The 636-nt window shown below is 32.7% G+C and carries 1 protein-coding gene; it reads left to right on the plus strand.

Translation table 11 applies throughout. The annotated features are described in order from the left end of the window. A partial coding sequence (locus ACFQ1R_RS11680) for a hypothetical protein (protein ID WP_379926407.1) occupies positions 1-494 on the plus strand: 494 nt, incomplete at its 5' end. Positions 495-636: the final 142 nt, after the last annotated feature.

Consider the following 636-nt stretch of genomic DNA (forward strand, 5'->3'; position numbering starts at 1 on the left):
AACGTTACCCAACATTTGAAAACCAACTAAATATGTTTAAAAGATTATTTAATAAAAAATTTGATTGGCAAAAAGTAAAGGCGTCAGGTGAAGCTTTTCCTAAACCTAAAATATCTGTTGTCTCAACCACATTAGAAAATGGAACAGTAGCAACTGCATGGATTAATGTTGGATACAGGAACTATCCTTACAAAGAATTCTGTCAAACTCTCGGAATATTGAATGTCGATTTTGAAGATATGGGCGGACTGGATTATAGCGAAATCCAAACATATCTTGACACTGAATTAAACAAAGCTTGTGTCTCTCATTTAATTTCTAGAATTCCTACAGAAACAGGAATTGAAATGTTATTTTATTTTGAAAACCAAGACATAATACAAAACAAATTAGAAGAACTTTATAAAAGTGACGACCTGCTATTTGACTTTGGATGTCGCTTAAAAACTGATTCTGAATGGGAAACTATTGACAACATGATGAAAAATTATTAAATAAAAAACGTTGGGTAACACCGTGTATAAAAAATTGCTATTTTTAGCTTAACCAATGTGAGTTGCTTTGCTTGCTTGCATCTGATTTTCCTACGGAAAATCCTCGCACACAAGCACGCAACTTTCCATACACATAGACGTT

The sequence above is a fragment of the Mariniflexile jejuense genome, from assembly GCF_042675665.1.
Classification (GTDB): Bacteria; Bacteroidota; Bacteroidia; order Flavobacteriales; family Flavobacteriaceae; genus Mariniflexile; species Mariniflexile jejuense.